Source organism: Curvibacter sp. APW13, assembly GCF_032337135.1.
GTDB lineage: Bacteria > Pseudomonadota > Gammaproteobacteria > Burkholderiales > Burkholderiaceae_C > Allorhodoferax.
In genome coordinates this window covers 586,409-607,661 of record NZ_JAVXZZ010000001.1, presented here as the reverse complement: position 1 = coordinate 607,661, position 21,253 = coordinate 586,409, and the positions used below count along the sequence as shown (strand labels likewise).

Annotated in this window: 13 protein-coding genes, 2 tRNA genes and 3 rRNA genes; 8 read left to right on the top strand and 10 right to left on the bottom strand. The window is 57.5% G+C overall.

The features are described from left to right. Positions 1–58: 58 nt before the first annotated feature. The 7 genes from RQP54_RS02740 to RQP54_RS02710 form a co-directional block, all read right to left on the bottom strand. Positions 59–1,243: a ribonucleotide-diphosphate reductase subunit beta gene (locus RQP54_RS02740; RefSeq protein WP_315676635.1), complete on the bottom strand. Its 1,185-nt coding sequence runs from the start codon at positions 1,241–1,243 to the stop codon at positions 59–61. Between the two features lie 134 nt (positions 1,244–1,377). Next, the gene (locus RQP54_RS02735; protein ID WP_315676634.1) at positions 1,378–4,302 is read right to left on the bottom strand and encodes a ribonucleoside-diphosphate reductase subunit alpha; all 2,925 of its coding nucleotides are present in this window, start codon (positions 4,300–4,302) and stop codon (positions 1,378–1,380) included. A gap of 239 nt (positions 4,303–4,541) precedes the next feature. After that, positions 4,542–5,144: a 1,6-anhydro-N-acetylmuramyl-L-alanine amidase AmpD gene (gene ampD / locus RQP54_RS02730; RefSeq protein ID WP_315676633.1), complete on the bottom strand. Its 603-nt coding sequence runs from the start codon at positions 5,142–5,144 to the stop codon at positions 4,542–4,544. After that, complete coding sequence (locus RQP54_RS02725) at positions 5,134–6,591, bottom strand: sigma-54 dependent transcriptional regulator (RefSeq protein WP_315676632.1); 1,458 nt, start codon at positions 6,589–6,591, stop codon at positions 5,134–5,136. The genes ampD and RQP54_RS02725 overlap by 11 nt, the downstream gene beginning before the upstream one ends. Continuing rightward, the gene (locus tag RQP54_RS02720; protein ID WP_315676631.1) at positions 6,570–8,210 is read right to left on the bottom strand and encodes a sensor histidine kinase; all 1,641 of its coding nucleotides are present in this window, start codon (positions 8,208–8,210) and stop codon (positions 6,570–6,572) included. The genes RQP54_RS02725 and RQP54_RS02720 overlap by 22 nt, the downstream gene beginning before the upstream one ends. Positions 8,211–8,318: 108 nt before the next feature. Beyond that, positions 8,319–8,540: a PP0621 family protein gene (locus RQP54_RS02715; RefSeq protein WP_315677735.1), complete on the bottom strand. Its 222-nt coding sequence runs from the start codon at positions 8,538–8,540 to the stop codon at positions 8,319–8,321. An 11-nt stretch (positions 8,541–8,551) separates the two neighbouring features. Continuing rightward, the gene (locus RQP54_RS02710) at positions 8,552–9,355 is read right to left on the bottom strand and encodes an inner membrane protein YpjD (RefSeq protein ID WP_315676630.1); all 804 of its coding nucleotides are present in this window, start codon (positions 9,353–9,355) and stop codon (positions 8,552–8,554) included. Between the two features lie 76 nt (positions 9,356–9,431). Here RQP54_RS02710 and ffh point away from each other — a divergent pair, with 76 nt between their 5' ends. Both ffh and RQP54_RS02700 read left to right on the top strand, forming a co-directional pair. Next, positions 9,432–10,796 (top strand): signal recognition particle protein, encoded by a 1,365-nt coding sequence (gene ffh, locus RQP54_RS02705; RefSeq protein ID WP_315676629.1) that lies wholly within the window; start codon positions 9,432–9,434, stop codon positions 10,794–10,796. A 146-nt stretch (positions 10,797–10,942) separates the two neighbouring features. Further along, the gene (locus RQP54_RS02700) at positions 10,943–11,662 is read left to right on the top strand and encodes a transporter substrate-binding domain-containing protein (protein ID WP_315676628.1); all 720 of its coding nucleotides are present in this window, start codon (positions 10,943–10,945) and stop codon (positions 11,660–11,662) included. 103 nt (positions 11,663–11,765) lie between these two features. Here RQP54_RS02700 and miaB read toward each other — a convergent pair whose 3' ends face one another. Further along, on the bottom strand, positions 11,766–13,094 hold the full coding sequence (gene miaB / locus RQP54_RS02695) for a tRNA (N6-isopentenyl adenosine(37)-C2)-methylthiotransferase MiaB (protein ID WP_315676627.1): 1,329 nt from the start codon (positions 13,092–13,094) through the stop codon (positions 11,766–11,768). A 90-nt stretch (positions 13,095–13,184) separates the two neighbouring features. Next, on the bottom strand, positions 13,185–13,556 hold the full coding sequence (locus tag RQP54_RS02690; protein ID WP_315676626.1) for a hypothetical protein: 372 nt from the start codon (positions 13,554–13,556) through the stop codon (positions 13,185–13,187). Positions 13,557–13,679: 123 nt separating this feature from the next. Here RQP54_RS02690 and RQP54_RS02685 point away from each other — a divergent pair, with 123 nt between their 5' ends. From RQP54_RS02685 to rrf, 6 genes are all read left to right on the top strand, one after another. Beyond that, positions 13,680–15,122, top strand: coding sequence for a mannose-1-phosphate guanylyltransferase/mannose-6-phosphate isomerase (locus RQP54_RS02685; RefSeq protein WP_315676625.1), 1,443 nt, complete (start codon positions 13,680–13,682; stop codon positions 15,120–15,122). A gap of 665 nt (positions 15,123–15,787) precedes the next feature. Beyond that, positions 15,788–17,318 (top strand): 16S ribosomal RNA (locus tag RQP54_RS02680). 102 nt (positions 17,319–17,420) lie between these two features. Further along, positions 17,421–17,497 (top strand) — tRNA-Ile (locus RQP54_RS02675). Positions 17,498–17,522: 25 nt separating this feature from the next. Then, a tRNA-Ala gene (locus tag RQP54_RS02670) sits at positions 17,523–17,598 on the top strand. A gap of 331 nt (positions 17,599–17,929) precedes the next feature. Continuing rightward, positions 17,930–20,805 (top strand): 23S ribosomal RNA (locus RQP54_RS02665). Between the two features lie 152 nt (positions 20,806–20,957). Next, a 5S ribosomal RNA gene (gene rrf / locus RQP54_RS02660) occupies positions 20,958–21,070 on the top strand. Together the 16S, 23S and 5S rRNA genes with 2 tRNA genes alongside form the textbook arrangement of a ribosomal RNA operon. Before the next feature lie 3 nt (positions 21,071–21,073). Here the strand turns inward: rrf and RQP54_RS02655 are convergent. After that, positions 21,074–21,253, bottom strand: a 180-nt coding sequence (locus tag RQP54_RS02655) for a hypothetical protein (RefSeq protein WP_315676624.1), incomplete at its 5' end; no start/stop codon positions are given.

Below are 21,253 nucleotides of genomic sequence, written 5' to 3'. Positions count from 1 at the left end.
CCAGCATGCCGAGCGGCAGCGTGAGCGGGGTGCGAGGGTCGGACGAGCATTGGCGTCTTCAATCCCACGACAATGCACCGCCTGATTGGTATTCAATCACGCGGGTTTCGAAGAAGTTACGTTCCTTCTTCAGATCAATCATTTCGCTCATCCAGGGGAACGGGTTCTCTTCGTTGGGGAAGAGTGGCTCCAGTCCGATCTGGGTGGCGCGGCGGTTGGCGATGTAGCGCAAGTAGCCTTTGAACATGGATGCATTCATGCCCAGCACGCCACGAGGCATGGTGTCTTCGGCATAGCGGTATTCCAGCTCCACGGCTTTTTCGAACAAGGCCTTGATTTCGGCCTTGAACTCAGCCGTCCAAAGCTGTGGGTTTTCCATTTTCAGCTGGTTGATCAGGTCGATACCGAAGTTGCAGTGCATGGATTCGTCGCGCAGGATGTACTGGTACTGCTCGGCGGCACCGGTCATCTTGTTCTGACGGCCCAAGGCCAGGATTTGCGTGAACCCGACGTAGAAGAACAGGCCCTCCATGAGGCAAGCAAAGACGATCAGCGACTTGAGCAGGGTGCGATCTGCTTCGATCGTGCCGGTCTTGAACTCCGGATCCATGATGACGTCAATGAACGGAATCAGGAACTCATCCTTGTCGCGGATGGACGCAACTTCGTTGTAGGCGTTGAATACTTCGCCCTCGTCCAGGCCCAGCGATTCCACGATGTATTGGTAGGCATGGGTGTGGATTGCCTCTTCAAATGCCTGACGCAGCATGAACTGGCGGCACTCGGGCGCGGTAATGTGGCGGTAGGTGCCCAGCACGATGTTGTTTGCGGCCAGCGAATCGGCAGTGACAAAAAAGCCAAGGTTGCGCTTGATGATGCGACGCTCGTCTTCGGTCAGACCCTTGGGGTCCTTCCACAGCGCGATGTCGCGATTCATGTTGACCTCTTGCGGCATCCAGTGGTTCGCACACGAAGCCAGGTATTTCTCCCAGGCCCACTTGTACTTGAAGGGTACCAGCTGGTTGACGTCGGTCTTGCCGTTGATGATGCGCTTGTCCGCCGCTCGCACGCGACGTGCTTCCGCATTCATAGCAGGCTGTGCAGTCGCGGCGGGAATTGCAGGGGTGTTGGTGGTTGGGGAAACGGAGGGGGAGGGAATCCCAATCGCTGCCGGTGTCATGGCAGTCGGCTCGCGCATCACAGGCGCCAGAGTGGGTCTGACTTCTTCGTCCCAGTGCAACATAGGTGTTTCCAATCAGGCGATTATGAGAGTGGTTGTGTGAAATGAAAAGCAAATAAAAAACACACAGGCCACGCAACGCACGATGTGTTGTGTTCGAACATCGAATGCGTGCGCGGCATGCATGTCATGCAGGCTTATTGACAAGCCTCACAGGTCGGGTCGTCGACGCCGCAGAAGCGAATGTCGGTGGCTGCAACGGAAGCTTCATCCATCTGTGCACGTGCTGCGGCAGCGGCGGCTTCCAGGGCACTCATCGATGATGCTTGCCCTCCGCCTTCACCGTGCGCCGACACTGCGTTCAGGCGTCCTGAAGAAACGGTCGATTTCTCTGCCTGGGTTGCGGAAGTCGTGCGCAGGTAGTAGGTGGTCTTGAGGCCACGCAGCCATGCCAACTTGTAGGTCTCGTCGAGTTTCTTGCCCGACGCACCCGCCATGTAGATGTTGAGGGACTGCGCCTGGTCGATCCATTTCTGGCGTCGTGCCGCTGCTTCGACCAGCCACTTCGGCTCGACTTCGAAGGCTGTGGCGTACAGCGCCTTGATGTCCTGGGGTACACGATCGATGGGGGCCAGCGAGCCATCAAAGTGCTTGAGGTCCATGACCATCACCTCGTCCCACAAACCCAGACGCTTGAGGTCGCGCACCAGGGCGGCATTGATGATGGTGAATTCGCCGGACAGGTTGGACTTGACCGACAGGTTGCCGAAGCACGGTTCGATCGATGCGTCAACACCGATGATGTTGGAAATGGTGGCGGTGGGGGCAATGGCGACGCAGTTGGAGTTGCGCATGCCGTCCTGGGCAATCTTCTTGCGCAGTGCATCCCAGTCCAGGCGCGAGGAGCGGTCCACTTCCACGTAACCGCCGCGGGCCTGGGCCAGCAGGTCGAGGCTGTCCATCGGCAGGATGCCCTTGTCCCACAGCGATCCCTTGTAGCTGGAGTAGCGGCCACGTTCCTTGGCCAGCTCGGTAGAAGCCCAGTAGGCGTAGTAGCAGATGGCTTCCATGGACTCGTCGGCGAATTCAAGGGCCGCGTCGCTGGCGTACGGGGTGCGCAGGGCATACAGGCTGTCCTGAAAGGCCATTACGCCCAGGCCGACCGGGCGGTGGCGCAGGTTCGAATCCCGTGCCTTCTTCACTGCGTAGTAGTTGATGTCGATCACGTTGTCCAGCATCCGCATGGCGGTGGACACGGTGCGTTGCAATTTCGCATGGTCGAGCTTCCCGTCGCGGATGTGCTGCAGCAGGTTCACCGAGCCCAAGTTGCAGACGGCTGTTTCGTCGTCGGACGTATTGAGGGTGATTTCCGTGCACAGGTTGGACGAGTGCACTACGCCCACGTGCTGCTGGGGAGAGCGCACGTTGCAGGCGTCCTTGAACGTGATCCAGGGGTGGCCGGTCTCGAACAGCATGGTCAGCATCTTGCGCCACAGGTCGGTCGCTTGCACGGTCTTGCAGGGCTTGATCTCTCCGCGAGCGGCAGCTGCTTCATAGGCTACGTACGCGGCTTCGAATTCGGGGCCGAACTTGTCGTGCAAGTCTGGCGTCTCGGACGGTGAAAACAAGGTCCACTCGCCCTTTTCCATCACGCGGCGCATGAACAGGTCCGGGATCCAGTTGGCCGTGTTCATGTCGTGGGTGCGGCGGCGGTCGTCGCCGGTGTTCTTGCGCAGCTCGAGGAACTCTTCGATGTCCAGGTGCCAGGTTTCCAGGTAGGTGCAAACGGCGCCCTTGCGCTTGCCACCCTGGTTCACGGCCACGGCGGTGTCGTTCACGACCTTGAGGAAGGGCACCACACCTTGGGACTCGCCGTTGGTGCCTTTGATATGGCTACCCAAGGCACGCACACGGGTCCAGTCATTGCCCAGGCCACCGGCAAACTTGGATAGCAGCGCGTTCTCCTTGATGGAGTCGTAGATGCCGTTGAGGTCGTCGGGCACGGTGGTCAGGTAGCACGAGGACAACTGCGGACGCAACGTGGCAGCATTGAAAAGCGTTGGGGTGCTCGACATGAAGTCGAAGCTGGACAACACCTCATAGAACTCGATGGCCCGTGCCTCACGGTCGATTTCATTGAGCGCCAAGCCCATGGCAACCCGCATGAAAAAGGCTTGGGGCATTTCAATGCGGCGTTTACCCTTGTGCAGGAAGTAGCGGTCATACAGGGTTTGCAGGCCGAGGTAGTCGAAGTTCAGGTCGCGCTCGGCCTTGATGGCCTGGCCCAAGCGCTCGAGGTCAAACTGCGCCAGACGCGGATCGAGCAGTTCGTACTGGATGCCCTTCTGGATATAGATGGGGAAATACTCGGCATAGGCGGCCTGCATGTCTTGTGGCGCGACCGATCGACCCAGGATTTCACGGGTGATAGTGCCAAACAGCAGGCGTGCCGTGGCATAGGTGTAATCGGGATCTTTTTCGATCAGGGTGCGGGCAGCCAGGATGGCGGCCTTGTAGACCTCTTCGATCGGCACGCCGTCGTAGAGGTTGCGCATGGTCTCGGCCACGATGGGTTGGGCCTTGACATCTGCACTCAAGCCCTGGCAGGCGGCTTCGATTTCGTCCTGCAATTTACCCAAGTTCAACGCGACGCGCTCTCCGTTTTCCAACACGTGGATAACCGGGGTGGCTGGTGTCTCCGTTGTCGTTTGCTTTGCGCGCTCCTGAGCACGACGCTCACGGTACAGCACGTAGGCTCGGGCAACCTCATGGTTGCTGGAGCGCATCAGGCAAAGCTCAACCTGGTCTTGCACGTCTTCGATGTGAAAGGTGCCACCGTTGGGCCGGGAGCGAACGAGCGCACGAATGACCTGCTGTGTCAGGGCTTCTACCGTTTCGCGCACGCTGGCTGACGCGGCGCCCTGGGTGCCATGCACAGCCAGGAAGGCTTTCATCATGGCCACGGCAATCTTGTTGGGTTCAAACGGTACTACGGCACCATTGCGGCGAATGATCTGGTAGTGATTGAGCATCTGCGGGGCCGCTGCACTTTCCTCGGTGCCGGGGACGCTCAGATTGAAAGCATGGGTGGTGCTTACCTCGAATGGGACGGAAGTTTGCATGAAATCCTCTAATGGGGTGGGAAGTTTTGGGCTGTCTCTCGCGGGGGTGCAGTCTGTATGAACGGAGTGATCCGGCTGCACTACATCTAGTGTCAAAAGTATAACCGACCACTACTGGTAGTGTTTCCAAGGGAATGTGGTAATTGTAAAAAACTGCAGGTTCTGCTAGTTTTCGGGCCAGAATGGTGGAGTGCTCCGAAACTTGGAGCGCACGATCCACTCGCTGTGCGGACTGCCGTTCAGGCGGCTGGAAATGCCAGGCCCTGTGTGGAACGCGAAGTTCGCAGGTAATGCCAGTCAAATCCCGGCCCCGGGTCTTGTTTACGTCCCGGAGCCACGTGTTCGTGCCCGGCAATATACGTCAGGGGGTAGCGCTGGCGCAGATCGGATAGCAGGTGTTCAAGTCGTTGGTACTGAGGTAGCGCAAACGACTGGCCCTCCAGCCCCTCAAGCTCAATGCCGATGGAGTCGTCGTTGCAGTTGTCCCGCCCTCGGTAGTGGGACGCGCCCGCATGCCATGCGCGTGCATCGCAATCGACGAACTGCCACAGGCTGCCATTGCGCGCAATGAAGAAATGACTGGACACCTTCAACCCACGAATGGTTTGGAGGTAGGGGTGGGCATCCCAGTCAATGGTATTGCTGAACAATGCTTGCACATGACCGGTTCCAAACTGCCCGGGAGGTAGGCTGATCGAATGAATGATCACCAGGTCGATGTGCGCGTTGCCTGGGCGCTTTCCGAAATTTGGGGAGGGTAGATGGAAAGCCAGCGAATACCACCCTCGCAGCCACGCTGTGCCTGCGACGGAGCGGGGGGGGGCTTCCCTTTCAGTCCCCATCACCGGTGCCTGGGATATCGATGCCCAGCCGATCAATGCGGTAGCGCATCTGACGCAAACTGATGCCCAAACGCTGTGCGGCCAACGTGCGGTTGTAACCGGTGTTTTGCAGCACTTGCACGAGAATGCGTCGCTCCTCCTGATCAAGGTGGGCTTGCAAGTCCTGAGGGACCACCAATGTGGGCGTTCCGCTGCCAGGGGGCGGGGCACTTCCCTCAACCGAGCCATCGACCCTGTCTGTGGTCAGGCGCGGCTGCAGTTCGTTCAGGTCGATTTCGTCTCCATCGCTCAAGGCCACGGCACTGTGTAGCAAGTTCTCGAGTTCGCGCACGTTGCCTGCCAGCGGAAGTCGACGCAGTTGCTCCAATCCCGTTGGGCTGATGCGCTTGGCAGGCAGGCCGGAATCCTTGGCTATGCGCTGTAACAGAGAGCTACACAAGTCCGGAAGGTCCTCCAACCGCTCTCGCAGTGGGGGTACCTGGATGTCGATGACATGGAGCCGGTAATACAAGTCCTGGCGGAAGCGTCCAGCTTGTACCTCGGTAGGTAAGTGCTTGTGGGTTGCACTGACGATGCGAACATCGACAGCTTCCTCCTGTGTCGCCCCAAGCGCTCGCACACTGCGCTCCTGAATGACACGCAACAGTTTTGCCTGCATGGACTGGGGGAGGTCGCCTATCTCGTCCAGAAACAGGGTTCCACCGTCGGCGGCCTGGAAAAAGCCGGGTCGATCCTGTGTGGCGCCAGTGAAAGCACCTTTGCGCGCACCAAAAAACTCCGCTTCGAGAAGATGCTCAGGAATGGCACTGCAATTCACCGCTACCCAGGGGCCGCGTGCTCGGTGGCTGCAGTGGTGGATTGCTTGCGCCACGAGTTCCTTGCCAGTCCCCGACTCGCCACACACCATCACTGGTGCCATGCTGCGGGCGACCTTCACGATTCGCTCCCGCACTTGTTGCATGCACGCCGACTGCCCGACCAAGCGCATCAGCCGCTCATCGGACAGCGAACTGTTGGGGGTGTTAACGGCGGTGTTGGCTTTCACCGCGCGCGCGATCGTTTGACCTTCCTGGATCGCTGCATTGACGACATTGCGGAACTGGCGCAGGTCTACAGGTTTTGTCAGGTAGTCGAAGGCACCAGCTTTAAGGGAGGAGACCGCATTTTCTGCTGATCCATATGCCGTGATGACAACACAGCGCTCGCTACGCCCCATCGACTTCAGCATGGTCAGTATGTCTGTGCCGGAACCGTCCGGAAGTCGCATATCGGTGAGGACGACATCAAATTGATCCGCTTTCAGCAACTGCTGTGCCTGTGCAACCGACTCTGCCGTGTCCACGCGGTACCCCTCACGCAACAAGGTGAGTTCGTAGAGTGTGCGCAGGTCCGGTTCATCGTCCACGACGAGAACGTGGGCCTCTCTCAATACAGGGTGGGTTGCCATGGGGTGGAAAGTGTATGACGCAGTCCCGTTGTCGAGGCATGCGCGCGTTGCGCCATCAGCACGAACGCGTTACCGGTTTGTGTGCCGTCCGACATGGGGGCAGGAACGCGACGGTATACCAATGTGGCTCCATGCTGTGCGCACAACTCGCGACACAAGAACAAGCCCAGTCCGCTGGAGCGGCTCTCGGAAGAAAAAAAGGGTTCAAACAGGTGTTGCAGCACGGATGGGTCCAATGGGGCTCCATTGCTCCATACGCCGACCGAGGGCTCTTCAACGGAAGTGGTATCAACCCACACGCGAATTGCTCCGGGAGTTGCACTGGCATACCGATGGGCGTTATCCAGAAGGTTGAACAGAATACGCCTCAAGTGGTCGTTTTCGAATCGGATATCTGCCTCTTCTCCCATGCGTTCAACAGGGATTTCATGGCGCCAGGGGTTTTGCTGCAGCCACTCGGCTACATGTTGTGCGACACAGTTCGATACGCCGACCAGTTCGGCAAACGGTTCGTCGGAGCGCGAATGGGGCTGCACCCTGCTAACGTTCAGGATGTCATCCACGATTTTTCCCAGTCGGCGTGCATTTTGATCCACCATGTTGCTGAGGCGGAGCAAGCGTGGGTCGTTCAGGTCCTCGCTCAAAAGAGCGTTCGCCTGACTGATGGCCGCCAGCGGGTTGCGGATCTCGTGGGCGACAGCGGCGGACATGCGTCCCATGCTGGCCAACTTTTCAGTGCGCAGCCGCGCTTCCAATTCGCGGTGGTCCTGAAGAAAAATGACGCATAGGTTTTCTCCGTCCGCGCCCAAGGGCTGGGCCAGCCGTGTGCGCACGCGCAGGAGGCGGCCACTGCGGTCCTGACGCCCTAGGCGTATTTGCTCTTCGAGGGGCTGACCTGTACCGAGGCTGGTCCGCGCCAATTCGAACAGCGCTGACCAGGCGGGTTGCGACTTCAGATCCATTGCGCCAGAGGACTGCGGCCCCATCTCCAGCATATCGCGAGCGGCCGGATTGGCAGCCCGAACCCAGCCGTGGCTGTCCAGAATCAAGACTCCATCGGGCAAGTTTTCGATCACGAGCTCATTAACCCGCTTTTGCATGTTTGCAGCGCGCTGACCCTGGCGCGCGCGCTCGCTTTCCAATACAAGCCGCACGGCCAGCTGATGTGCCAGGAAGGCTACGGCGAAATAGCCCGCTCCACTGAGCGCAGCCTGTACCAGGTACGGTGTGGCGTCTGTCAGAGACTGCAGGGAATTCCAATAACTGCCACCCATCAGCAGTAGCGTCACACTTGCCGCCGTGCCCAATGCCAAGGTGAGCGTACCCAGAACCGAGGCAAACAGTATTGGCAATGCAAACAGGGGTGTGTAATTGATACCAGGGTTCTGGGTTACCTGTAACGCAGCAAATACCAAGATGTCGACCCCGACGAGCAGTGTCCACATCGGATTGATTGCCCCCCCCAATGGTTGGGGCTGAAGCACAAAACGCGAAATCAGTGTCGCAGCCAAATAAAGTGTGCACAGCATGGTCAAGGTCAGGCTGTGGTTTGGCGTCAGGAAAAACAGCGAACCCTGCACGATCAATAGCACCGCAGCGACAGTCAGGCGCGCAGTCATAAAACCGAGCCATAGCCGGTGGGTTTCTGGCGTTGCGGGGGGCCTTGGCGTATATGCCCGGGGGTCTCCGAACCAGGATTGTTGTACCGACTCCGGATTCACGGACATTCAGGCCTCAGCGCGGCGGCGGTGGGCTTCGCAGCAGTACCATGCCTGGGCACCTCGTACTGCTTCTGGTTGCGGTACATGCAAGCCGCAAAACGAACAGGCGTGCATCGGTGTGCCCGCGGGATCCACGCCCTTGGATGGCACTGCCGTCTGTGGTGGGCGCTCACGCCTTGGTCGTGCGGCCTGCCATTTCCAGACCAGCAGCGCGACCAGGGCCAGCACGATCAGGTATTTCACGTTGTCCGCCCCAATACCACTTCCAATACGAACCGAGAACCGACATAGGCCAGGAGCAGCAGTGTGGCACCCGCATACAGAACACGGGTTGCGCGCTTTCCTCTCCAACCGAAAAACCTGCGCCCCGCCAGCAGGGTGGCAAATACCACCCAAGCCAACACGGCGAATACGGTCTTGTGATTCCAGACCCAGGCGTGCCCTGAGCCGTAAAGGACATCACTGAACAGCCAGCCTGCTACCAGCGTCAATGTCAGCAGTCCGAAACCGGCGCCAGCAAGCCGGTAGGTCAGGCGTTCCAGGGTCAGCAACGGAATGCCGGTGTGCGGGTCCTTGGCCAAGCGAATGCTCGATTCTGCGCGCCCCATCAGCCACGCGTGCATGACCGCTGCCGCAAACAGTCCATAGCACGCAACGCCAAGCACCAGATGCAACGCGAGCCAGCCGGAGGAGTTGGAACTCAGATGGGCGCCTGGAAACAACTCGGCCAATAGAACAGCCACAACGCCGACGGAACTCAAGGCCCATCGTGTCCGGATTTGGGGAAAGAATTGGGATTCAACGGCGTAGACCGCGGCGACCAGCCACACTGTCATGGACAAGGCCGGTGCGAACCCAAACCGTGCGTCGCCGCCACCGATGCCCAGAGCCAAAGCGACTGCATGCGCAATCCAAGCGATAAGCACCCAGCGCCGTGCGACCGAGTCCGGTGTGCGGGCACCTCGGATGGCCGGCCATGCATAGCAGGTTGCGGCCAACAAGGTGGCCAACTGGCTGGCAGGGGACGCGCTGGCTAAAATCATGGGCCAAGTTTAGCGCCTTGCCGGTTTGCGCAAGGCCCATTCCACCTTCTATTGCCTGCGTTTAACGCAAATTCTTATGGCCTCCGCACTTTCCGACAAACTTTCCCGCCTCGTCAAGGAACTGCGTGGTCAAGCGCGCATTACCGAAGCCAACGTTTCCGATATGTTGCGCGAGGTGCGCATGGCCCTGCTGGAAGCCGATGTGGCGCTGCCGGTGGTGCGCGACTTCGTGGCCCGGGTGAAGGAAAAAGCCTTGGGCGAAGAGGTGATGGGCTCGTTGCAGCCGGGTCAGGTGCTGGTGAGCATTGTGAGCAAGGAATTGGCCGCCACCATGGGCGAGGGCGTGAGCGACATCAACCTCGCCACCCAGCCGCCAGCAGTCATCCTGATGGCAGGTCTGCAAGGGGCGGGTAAGACCACTACCACGGCCAAGCTGGCCAAGCACCTGATCGAGAAGCGCAAGAAGAAGGTGCTGACCGTGTCGGGCGACGTCTATCGTCCCGCGGCCATCGAGCAACTCAAGACCGTTTCGGCCCAGGCGGGCGCTGAGTGGTTCCCGTCCACATCGGAACAGAAGCCAGTGGACATCGCATTGGCGGCCTTGGACTACGCCAAGAAGCACTTCTTTGACGTATTGTTGGTCGATACGGCAGGGCGGCTGGCGATTGACGAAGCGCTTATGTCAGAAATCAAGCAGCTGCATGCCGCCATCCATCCGGTGGAAACGCTGTTTGTCGTCGATGCGATGCAGGGCCAGGATGCCGCCAACACCGCCAAGGCGTTCAAGGAGGCTCTGCCACTCACCGGCATTGTGCTGACCAAACTGGACGGCGATTCCCGGGGTGGTGCCGCTTTGTCGGTGCGCCAAATCACCGGTGCCCCGATCAAGTTTGCCGGTGTCAGCGAAAAGATCGACGGCCTGGAGGTATTCGACGCCGAGCGCCACGCCGGGCGCATCCTGGGCATGGGCGACATCGTGGCGCTGGTGGAGCAGGTCACGGCCGGTGTCGACATTGAAGCCGCCAAGAAGCTGGCTGAAAAGGTCAAGGGCGGTGGCGGTTTCGACCTCAACGACTTCCTGGCCCAACTGCAGCAGATGAAGCAGATGGGCGGCCTCTCCAGCCTCATGGACAAGCTGCCTTCGCAGCTGGCGGCCAAGGCCGGCCAGGTCGACATGGACAAGGCCGAGCGCGACATCAAGCGCAAGGAAGGCATCATCTGCTCCATGACCAAACAGGAGCGCCGCAAGCCCGAACTCATCAAGGCCACGCGCAAGCGCCGTATCGCCGCAGGGGCCGGTGTTCAGGTGCAGGACGTGAACCGCCTGCTCAAGGAATTCGAGCAGATGCAGGAGATGATGAAGAAAATGAAGGGCGGCGGCCTGATGAAGATGATGAAGCGCATGGGTGGCATGAAGGGCATGCCCAAGATGCCATTCTGATCGGTTGGGCGCGAAGGGTCGGCGCAACGGGCAGCTGCTTTCTGGAATCGGTGCTGCCGGTCAACAGTGGGTGCTGGGAATGGGCATCCATCGTTTAGGGGGAACCAATGAGCAAGGGATGGAGGTTGTGCCTCGCAGTGTGGGCCATGATTGGGTTCGGCGCCGGAGCGGGCTGGGCGCGCGAACTGCGCATCGTGACCATCGAGTCGGCACCGTTCGGATTCTTTGCTGAAGACGGAAAACCCACAGGAATGATGTTCGAGATCGGCAACCTGATCGCCACGGAAGCTGGTTATGCCTCTACCAACCGTATCGAGCCTTACCAGCGCACAGCCTTGTCCGTGGTACGTGGTGATGCGGATTTTGTCTTGCGCTACGGCAATGCCGATTTGGCCGAAGGCGCCATAGCGGTGACGCGGGTGCTGGGCCTGCCGACAATCGTGGTGGGTCGTGCGCCCAATGCATGGCGCAGCTTGGCCGAATTGGCGGGCAAAACGGTGGGGGTTCCGCGTGGAGGGCGGTTTGACCCCGCCTTCGATGCAGACCCGAGGATCCAGAAATACGAGGTCAACGACTATGCACAGACCATGCGGATGTTGATGCGGGACCGCTTGGATGCCGGAATCGGGTCGTCGGTGGGCCTGTACTACAACGCGATCAAACTCGGCATTGCCAAGGAGCAGTTGGGGCCACCCTTGGTGTTGAGTACGCAGTATTTCGAGTTATTCTTCTGCAAGGCCAATGCCGACCCGACCGTGCTACAGGCGCTCCGGGAGGCGGTGCAGCGCCTGGAGAAGCGCAATGCGATCCGGGCCGTGGTGGACAAATACCTTCATGGCTACCCATGGGCGCTGACGTCCAGGTAGCGCTTGGTGTTGGTTTTGCAGTCGCCGAATACTGTTAAAAATGGACTGGAGTCGGCGTAGATATTGCGTAACTAGCTATCAACGTTATAGCGATTCGATAGTGTCAAGGGCGCGTCAGAACCTCGCCCCGCAGCGTATACGTGCGGGTGTCGGTGATCTTCACATCCACCATCTGGCCGATCAGGCGCTCGGGGGCCGCAAAGTTCACTACCCGATTGCATTCGGTGCGGCCCATCAGTTCGCTGCCGTCACGCTTGCTGCGACCTTCCACCAGCAGGCGCTGGGTGCTACCGCGCAGGCTTTCGCTGATGCGGGTGATGTTGGCGTTGATATTGGCCTGCACTTCCTGCAGTCGGCGTAGCTTGACCTCGTGCGGGGTGTCATCGGCCAGGTTGGCCGCCGGCGTGCCGGGGCGTGGGCTGTAGATGAAGCTGAAGCTGTTGTCGAACACCACGTCGTCCATGAGTTTCATGAGCTTGGCGTGGTCGTCCTCGGTTTCGCCTGGGAATCCGACGATGAAGTCCGAGCTCATGCGCATGTCCGGGCGGATGGCCCGCAGTTTGCGCACTGTGCTCTTGTACTCCATGGCGGTGTAGCCGCGCTTCATGGCCATCAGGATCTTGTCGCTGCCGTGCTGCACCGGAAGGTGCAGATGGCTCACCAGTTTGGGTAGCTTCTCGTAGGCGGCAATCAGGCTGGGCGTGAATTCGTTGGGGTGGCTGGTGGTGAAGCGAAGGCGTTCGATGCCGGGAATGTCGCTCACGTATTCGAGCAAAGTGGCAAAGTCGGCCATCTCGGCTGTGGCGCCCATGGGGTTGCGCCAGGCATTCACGTTCTGGCCCAGCAGGGTGATTTCCTTCACGCCCTGGTCGGCCAAGCCCGCCACTTCCACCAGCACGTCCTCGAAAGGACGGTTGATTTCGGTGCCGCGCGTGTAGGGCACCACGCAGTAGCTGCAGTACTTGTTGCAGCCTTCCATGATGCTAACAAAGGCGGATGCGCCGTCGACCTTGGCGGGAGGCAGGTGGTCGAACTTCTCGATCTCGGGGAAACTGATGTCCACCTGCGAGCGGTCCTGTGTGCGTCGCGCCTCCAGCAGTTCCGGCAGACGGTGCAGGGTCTGCGGGCCGAACACCACGTCCACATAGGGAGCGCGCTTGATGATCTCTTCGCCTTCCTGGCTTGCCACGCAGCCGCCGACACCGATCTGCACACCCTTGGCCTTGAGGTGCTTGATGCGCCCCAGGTCGGAAAACACCTTCTCCTGTGCCTTCTCGCGTACCGAGCAGGTGTTGAACAAAATCAGGTCAGCCTCGTCCACGTTATTGGTCGGTTCGTAGCCCTGGGCAGCGCCCAGCACGTCGGCCATCTTGTCCGAGTCGTACTCGTTCATCTGGCAGCCGAACGTTTTGATGAACACTTTTTTCGCCATGGTATTGCAGTCGCTATTGAAATAGGAGCTATTGCCGCAATGTTTGTGCGGGCTAGGTCAGGATTTTGCCCCTGTGTGGGGCGGCCGCTTTCAGTTGCCGGAGGAGGTTGTTGCAGGGGGGCCGGCCTGCTGCTTCTGCAGCACGGCGGCGCGTTCGGCAGCGTTCAGGATCCACACGTCGTGCAGCATGCCCTGGGGTTCGCGCACATAGGCCACCAGCAACTTCTGACCCGACAACGCGCCGGAGACCACCATCATGTTGTTCTCGGCCCGGATGCGGGAGCCGGGTGAGAGCCTGTCTACCTTGCCGTCTATCAGTACCTCGGGCGGGACGGTCACCTGCATCACGCCGAGCTGGGCATTGCCAGGGATGGTCTGGCGGATGATGTCCTGCGCCTGGGCCTGGCCCAGGGTCAGCACGATGGCCGCGGGGGCCAGAAGGGTACGGAGGCAGCGGTTCATGGTGACTATCCAGAGGCTGATCGGGAGGGGATGGGTGGTCATTTTAGCCTTTGGGGGATCGGCGACAATCCAGTCCATCATCTTCTGCCTTCGGCGCTGTCGCCGTAACCGGGTTGTAACTCCATGACGATTTCGCTTACTAACGCTTCTATTACCAGTGTCGTCCTGTGCGGTGGCAGTGGCACGCGCTTGTGGCCTCTGTCCCGTAAGAGTCTGCCCAAGCAATTTGTCCCGCTGGTCGGCGGCAAGAGTCTGCTGGCGCTGACCCTGGAACGTGCCGCCTTGGTGGGCCCGCATGCGCTGGTGGTGGCCAGTGAAGACCATCGTTTCCTGGTGCAAGAGTGTGTGGAGAGTGCGGACGCGAATGCCGCCAGCACCATCCTGCTGGAGCCCGTGGCACGCAACACTGCGGCTGCCATGGCTTGGGCCGCATTGAACGTGGCGCCACAGGATCTGCTGCTGTTCCTGCCCGCCGACCACCACATTCCTGACGCCCATGCCTTTGCCGACACCGTGCGCCACGGGCTGGCTGCGGCGCATGGTGGCGCCATCGTTACCTTTGGGGTGCAGCCGAGCTTTCCGAGCACCGCCTATGGCTACATCCAGCAGGGCGAGGCCTTGGGCGGCGACCCGCACGCCCGCGCTGTGCGCCGCTTCATCGAAAAACCCCAGGCCGACCGCGCGCAGGCGATGCTGCTCGAAGGCGGTCATTTCTGGAACGCAGGCGTGTTCCTGTGCCGTGCCGATGTTTTGTTGGCCGGACTGGAGGCGCATGCGAGCGACATTGCTCAGTCCTGTCGCGCTGCATTTGCAACGCAGACCTCGGATGGTGACTTCCGCCGTATCGACGCCACAGCCTTCGCTGCTTGCCGCAGCGAGAGCATTGACTATGCGCTCATGGAGCACGCTGCGCAAACGGCGGGCGCCGTGGCCGTGGTGCCCTTCACTGGCGGCTGGAGCGATGTCGGCAGCTGGAACGCCGTGGCCGAACTCAGTCCAGCCGATGCCCAGGGTAACCGCATCCACGGCCAGGGCTTTGTCGTGAGCGCCAGCAACACCTACGTACACGCGCCACACCGCCCCGTGGTGGCACTGGGAACCGACAACCTGCTCATCGTGGACACGGCCGACGCTTTGCTGGTGGCATCGAGTGCGCAGGCCGAAGGAGTCAAAAGCGTTGTCGCTCTGTTGGAAAAGGCAGGCATTCCCCAGGCCCAGCACCACCGCCGTGTGGCCCGTCCCTGGGGAGCCTATGACAGCATTGATGCTGGCGAACGTTTCCAGGTCAAGCGTATCGTGGTCAAACCCGGTGCATCCCTGAGCCTTCAAAAGCACCACCACCGCGCCGAGCACTGGATCGTGGTTCGAGGAACCGCGCAGGTAACGAATGGCGACGACACCCTATTGCTGACCGAAAACCAAAGCACCTACATCCCTGTTGGTCAGGTGCACCGACTGGCCAACCCCGGCAAGGTTCCGCTGGAAATCATCGAAGTCCAGTCTGGAGCCTACCTCGGGGAAGACGACATCGTTCGACTGGAGGACGCCTATGGACGAGGCACTTGATGGGCTTTGCAAGTTACTCGATCTACTGGAATCGCCTCCGGCGTTCATCGGTGGGCTTCATGAATTTTTCATCGTTTGAACTTGTGGAATGCCGCCCTTCGTTTTCTGGGGTGTGTATCCCAAAGGCAGTCGCTTGCCGGCTGAGGGAGGGCGCGGCGTAGGGTTGTTTATGTTAGGGACGCTGCCGCCTTCAGGCGCCCCGGTATGGCAGCGAGTATCTGCCCTTACAGAAAGACTCTGCGCTAATTTATAGTGCCGGCCTGCCAAAGAAACTTTGAGCGGCGCTTGATTTTTTGCTGACAAGCCACATTCTTGGTATACAATCCCGCCTCCCCAATGACGAGCCTAGCTCGCTGGGGCGTTTTTTTCAGCGTTAGGTGCCTTGATGAGAGCTGAGTGCTGAAAAAAACGCAAAAAATTTGACGGGTTGCAAAAAACTGTGTCATAATACAAGGCTTCGCTGATCGCTGCGAAGCAAAACAAGAAGAAAGACTTCTTGAGATCCTTAACAAGTTACAGCCGATAAGTGTGGGCGTTTGTTGGTAGTTGCCAAGTTCTACGGAACCGGGTCTTAAATGACCTGTAAACGCTCATAGAGATAGAAGTGAAGTTCACTTCAATTCCGTTTTTATGAGTTGCTCGAAAGAGCGAAAAAATTCAAGATCGAACTATAGAGTTTGATCCTGGCTCAGATTGAACGCTGGCGGCATGCCTTACACATGCAAGTCGAACGGCAGCACGGGAGCAATCCTGGTGGCGAGTGGCGAACGGGTGAGTAATGTATCGGAACGTGCCCAGTCGTGGGGGATAACGCAGCGAAAGCTGTGCTAATACCGCATACGATCTATGGATGAAAGCGGGGGATCGCAAGACCTCGCGCGATTGGAGTGGCCGATATCAGATTAGCTAGTTGGTGGGGTAAAAGCTTACCAAGGCGACGATCTGTAGCTGGTCTGAGAGGACGACCAGCCACACTGGAACTGAGACACGGTCCAGACTCCTACGGGAGGCAGCAGTGGGGAATTTTGGACAATGGGCGCAAGCCTGATCCAGCAATGCCGCGTGCAGGATGAAGGCCTTCGGGTTGTAAACTGCTTTTGTACGGAGCGAAAAGGCTCTCTCTAATACAGGGGGCTCATGACGGTACCGTAAGAATAAGCACCGGCTAACTACGTGCCAGCAGCCGCGGTAATACGTAGGGTGCGAGCGTTAATCGGAATTACTGGGCGTAAAGCGTGCGCAGGCGGTTATGTAAGACAGATGTGAAATCCCCGGGCTCAACCTGGGACCTGCATTTGTGACTGCATGGCTGGAGTACGGCAGAGGGGGATGGAATTCCGCGTGTAGCAGTGAAATGCGTAGATATGCGGAGGAACACCGATGGCGAAGGCAATCCCCTGGGCCTGTACTGACGCTCATGCACGAAAGCGTGGGGAGCAAACAGGATTAGATACCCTGGTAGTCCACGCCCTAAACGATGTCAACTGGTTGTTGGGTCTTAACTGACTCAGTAACGAAGCTAACGCGTGAAGTTGACCGCCTGGGGAGTACGGCCGCAAGGTTGAAACTCAAAGGAATTGACGGGGACCCGCACAAGCGGTGGATGATGTGGTTTAATTCGATGCAACGCGAAAAACCTTACCCACCTTTGACATGTACGGAAGTTGCCAGAGATGGCTTCGTGCTCGAAAGAGAGCCGTAACACAGGTGCTGCATGGCTGTCGTCAGCTCGTGTCGTGAGATGTTGGGTTAAGTCCCGCAACGAGCGCAACCCTTGTCATTAGTTGCTACGAAAGGGCACTCTAATGAGACTGCCGGTGATAAGCCGGAGGAAGGTGGGGATGACGTCAAGTCCTCATGGCCCTTATAGGTGGGGCTACACACGTCATACAATGGCTGGTACAAAGGGTTGCCAACCCGCGAGGGGGAGCTAATCCCATAAAGCCAGTCGTAGTCCGGATCGCAGTCTGCAACTCGACTGCGTGAAGTCGGAATCGCTAGTAATCGTGGATCAGAATGTCACGGTGAATACGTTCCCGGGTCTTGTACACACCGCCCGTCACACCATGGGAGCGGGTTCTGCCAGAAGTAGTTAGCCTAACCGCAAGGAGGGCGATTACCACGGCAGGGTTCGTGACTGGGGTGAAGTCGTAACAAGGTAGCCGTATCGGAAGGTGCGGCTGGATCACCTCCTTTCTGGAAAACTGCAACTCAAGCAGGCGCTCACACTTATCGGTTGTTGGAAGGTTGTCGCTAACGATGCGGGCTACTTGTGGCCTGGTCACTGGTGACCGGCTTGGGTCTGTAGCTCAGTTGGTTAGAGCACCGTCTTGATAAGGCGGGGGTCGTTGGTTCGAGACCAACCAGACCCACCACGTCGTCCAACGTACTTCTGGTTTTGGGGGTGTAGCTCAGCTGGGAGAGCGGCTGCTTTGCAAGCAGTAGGTAGCGGGTTCGAGTCCTGTCACCTCCACCAATCCTTATCGCGTTGATGTTTGTGCATCAACAATAAAGCAGTTTGAGAAGACTTCTTTATTGTTGTTTGGTATTAACTGATCAACAGGCTGTTCTTTAACAATTCATAGAGTTTAATCAGCGTTGCTGGCGGAAAGTGCACATTCGTAAAGGTTTAGTGCACACCGTGCCGCCAGCGACATATTTGATTGCGTCAAAATGAATATCAAACTTCACGTTTGAAATTCGAATCATTCAAAGCAATTTGAATGCGGCATAACGCGACAGGTGAGAGACCTGTCAATATTCCTTGAAGATAACTTGAGTGCTTGAAAGAGTGGTCAAAGTTATAGGGTCAAGTGAATAAGAGCATGTGGTGGATGCCTTGGCAATGATAGGCGACGAAGGACGTGATAGCCTGCGATAAGCTTCGGGGAGCTGGCAAATTAGCTTTGATCCGGAGATTTCCGAATGGGGAAACCCACCGAAAGGTATCGCATGATGAATACATAGTCATGCGAGGCGAACCGGGTGAACTGAAACATCTCAGTAGCTCGAGGAAAAGACATCAACCGAGATTCCGAAAGTAGTGGCGAGCGAAATCGGAGAAGCCTTCTAGTGATAGCGCAAGACATAACGGAACGCTCTGGAAAGGGCGGCCATAGTGGGTGATAGCCCCGTACGTGAAATGACCTGTGTGGTACTGAGCTAGAGAAAAGTAGGGCGGGACACGTGTAATCCTGTCTGAATATGGGGGGACCATCCTCCAAGGCTAAATACTCATCATTGACCGATAGTGAACTAGTACCGTGAGGGAAAGGCGAAAAGAACCCCGGGAGGGGAGTGAAATAGATCCTGAAACCGCATGCTTACAAAAAGTAGGAGCCCGCAAGGGTGACTGCGTACCTTTTGTATAATGGGTCAGCGACTTACATTCAGTGGCAAGGTTAACCGAATAGGGAAGCCGTAGAGAAATCGAGTCCGAATAGGGCGTCCAGTCGCTGGGTGTAGACCCGAAACCAAGTGATCTATCCATGGCCAGGATGAAGGTGCCGTAACAGGTACTGGAGGTCCGAACCGACTAGTGTTGCAAAACTAGCGGATGAGCTGTGGATAGGGGTGAAAGGCTAAACAAACTTGGAAATAGCTGGTTCTCTCCGAAAACTATTTAGGTAGTGCCTCAAGTATTACCGACGGGGGTAGAGCACTGTTTTGGCTAGGGGGTCATGGCGACTTACCAAACCAATGCAAACTCCGAATACCGTTGAGTACAGCTTGGGAGACAGAGCACCGGGTGCTAACGTCCGGACTCAAGAGGGAAACAACCCAGACCGCCAGCTAAGGTCCCTAAAATTGGCTAAGTGGGAAACGAAGTGGGAAGGCTAAAACAGTCAGGATGTTGGCTTAGAAGCAGCCATCATTTAAAGAAAGCGTAATAGCTCACTGATCGAGTCGTCCTGCGCGGAAGATGTAACGGGGCTAAGCCAGTTACCGAAGCTGCGGATTTGCAATTTATTGCAAGTGGTAGGAGAGCGTTCTGTAAGCCTGTGAAGGTGGGTTGTAAAGCCTGCTGGAGGTATCAGAAGTGCGAATGCTGACATGAGTAGCGTTAAAGGGGGTGAAAAGCCCCCTCGCCGTAAGCGCAAGGTTTTCTACGCAACGTTCATCGGCGTAGAGTGAGTCGGCCCCTAAGGCGAGGCAGAGATGCGTAGCTGATGGGAAACAGGTCAATATTCCTGTACCGATCAATAGTGCGATGTGGGGACGGAGAAGGTTAACTCAGCCAACTGTTGGATATGTTGGTTCAAGCTTGTAGTCGTGCCTGGTAGGCAAATCCGCCGGGCTTAGATGAGGAGTGATAACGAGGCAGCTTGCTGCCGAAGTGAGTGATACCCTGCTTCCAGGAAAAGCCACTAAGCTTCAGCTATTGACGACCGTACCGCAAACCGACACTGGTGCGCGAGATGAGTATTCTAAGGCGCTTGAGAGAACTCGGGAGAAGGAACTCGGCAAATTGACACCGTAACTTCGGAAGAAGGTGTGCCCCAAGTCAGTGAAGGACCTCGCGTCTGGAGCTAAAAGGGGTTGCAAAAAATCGGTGGCTGCGACTGTTTATTAAAAACACAGCACTCTGCAAACACGAAAGTGGACGTATAGGGTGTGACGCCTGCCCGGTGCTGGAAGATTAAATGATGGGGTGCAAGCTCTTGATTGAAGTCCCAGTAAACGGCGGCCGTAACTATAACGGTCCTAAGGTAGCGAAATTCCTTGTCGGGTAAGTTCCGACCTGCACGAATGGCGTAACGATGGCCACACTGTCTCCTCCCGAGACTCAGCGAAGTTGAAATGTTTGTGATGATGCAATCTCCCCGCGGAAAGACGGAAAGACCCCATGAACCTTTACTGTAGCTTTGTATTGGACTTTGAACAGATCTGTGTAGGATAGGTGGGAGGCTTTGAAGTAGGGTCGCTAGATCTTATGGAGCCAACGTTGAAATACCACCCTGGTGTGTTTGAGGTTCTAACCTAGGTCCATTATCTGGATCGGGGACAGTGCATGGTAGGCAGTTTGACTGGGGCGGTCTCCTCCCAAAGCGTAACGGAGGAGTTCGAAGGTACGCTAGTTACGGTCGGACATCGTGACGATAGTGCAATGGCATAAGCGTGCTTAACTGCGAGACTGACAAGTCGAGCAGATGCGAAAGCAGGACATAGTGATCCGGTGGTTCTGTATGGAAGGGCCATCGCTCAACGGATAAAAGGTACTCTGGGGATAACAGGCTGATACCGCCCAAGAGTTCATATCGACGGCGGTGTTTGGCACCTCGATGTCGGCTCATCTCATCCTGGGGCTGTAGCCGGTCCCAAGGGTATGGCTGTTCGCCATTTAAAGAGGTACGTGAGCTGGGTTTAAAACGTCGTGAGACAGTTTGGTCCCTATCTTCCGTGGGCGCTGCAGATTTGAGGAAGCCTGCTCCTAGTACGAGAGGACCGGAGTGGACACACCTCTGGTGTATCGGTTGTCACGCCAGTGGCATTGCCGAGTAGCTATGTGTGGAAGAGATAACCGCTGAAAGCATCTAAGCGGGAAACTCGTTTCAAGATGAGATCTGCCGGGGCCTTGAGCCCCCTAAAGAGTCGTTCAAGACCAGGACGTTGATAGGCAGGGTGTGGAAGCGTAGTAATGCGTTAAGCTAACCTGTACTAATTGCTCGTGCGGCTTGACCCTATAACTTTGATTCACAAGTTGTGTCTCAAAGAATAGTTATGCCAAGTTGACGCATTCAAATGACTGTTCAGCAATGAACAGCGTCGTAAAGACAAGCTGATTAGCTCTATGAATTGGTCTTCCTGACCCAGTCACGAAGACAAAAAGTTATGCCTGACGACCATAGCGAGGTGGTCCCACTCCTTCCCATCCCGAACAGGACAGTGAAACGCCTCAGCGCCAATGATAGTGCGGGTTCCCGTGCGAAAGTAGGTCATCGTCAGGCTATTTATGCCGAAAACGCCCCAGCATACGCTGGGGCGTTTTTTTCAGCGTTAGGTGTCTCGATGAGAGCTGAGTGCTGAAAAAAACGCAAAAAATTTGACGGGTTGCAAAAAACTGTGTCATAATACAAGGCTTCGCTGATCGCTGCGAAGCAAAACAAGAAGAAAGACTTCTTGAGATCCTT